This window comes from Roseateles sp. P5_B10 (assembly GCF_056400485.1).
In genome coordinates this window covers 1-1152 of record NZ_JBFULE010001212.1, presented here as the reverse complement: position 1 = coordinate 1152, position 1152 = coordinate 1, and the positions used below count along the sequence as shown (strand labels likewise).

The 1152-nt window shown below is 66.7% G+C and carries 1 protein-coding gene; it reads right to left on the bottom strand.

Annotation, left to right across the window (positions count from 1 at the left end; all coding sequences use genetic code 11):
• Positions 1–1152 (bottom strand): CehA/McbA family metallohydrolase domain-containing protein (locus AC1DU6_RS32180; protein WP_477862276.1); only part of this gene is annotated, 1152 nt, incomplete at both ends.

Sequence of the window (1152 nt, the reverse complement as noted above, 5' to 3'; positions counted from 1 at the left end):
CCTTCGTAGATCTGCACGCTGGTGGCCGTCTTGCCGCTGTTGCTGGCATAACCGACGCTCAAGGACAGCGTGCCGCTGTTGGTGAAGCGCTCACCCATGACGTGGCCATTGGCGGTCAGCGCGATCTGCGCCGTCTTGTCCATCGTCGCGAAGACGCGGCGGGCCTTGATGGCATCGATGAAACTGGCCTTGCTGAGCGCCGTGCCATTCGGGATCAGCACGCCGGTGCGGTTGGTGTACGACTTGCCCCAGTTGGCGCAGTGGTTGTCCTGGTTGCTGGCGGGCGCCACGTGAAAGCCGCGCTCCAGCATCTTGTTGAAGGCGTCTTCAAAGTTGCTGAGGCCCGTCTCGGTCTCGGTCGTGTTGGACGAGAACGCCGAGCTGTTCAGGATCTCGCTCAGCACCATGACCTCGTCGCCATCGGCGCTGTAGCCCAGCGCCGTGCCGCCGACAAGGAACTGGCCGGTCGTGTCGGGATGGTTGAACTGGCCGACAAGGCCGAGCTGGCGCATCGTCGCGTACAAGGCCGCGTAGTCGCTCTTGGCCGTGAAGCGGTCGCCGAAGAGCTGGTTGCTGCTGTTGTATTCCCAGGCGAACAACTCGGTGCTGTTGAAGATGTTCATGTGGCCGCCATTGCTGATGACGCCCCACTCCATGCCGTAGATCGCGAGGTAGTTCGATGTCGTCGCGGCGGTGGCGGCGGACAGGCCGGCCTGGTAGCGGCTCTTGGCGGTGGCGGCGCTGCCGCTGGCGTTGGTGCTCGAGGAGCCGTCGAAGTAGTGGTTGTGCTCGGACGACATCAGGATGTCCAGGCCCGCCGTCTTGCCATAGGCGAAGGCGTCGGCCGGGCCGAAGGCGCCGGTCTGCGCGGGCTGCGAAGACGAGCAGCTGCCCAGCGCCCCGCCGCCGTCGGAGTCATTCGTCTGGCTGTGCAGATTGGCGTAGTAGACCGTGTAGGGCAGGCTGTTGATGGCCGGTGCCGATTGCGCCTTGACGAGGCCGCGGCCGGCGGCCGTGGGCATGGCCGCATAGGGCGGCAGGTCGACGCTGGCCGGCTGGCCGAGGGCAACCGGCCATTGCTGCTCGGCATGGTCCAGCGGCGCGGCAGCGGCCAGCAGGCGCTCGGCGCGGCCGGTGGTCGCACCCTGGCTC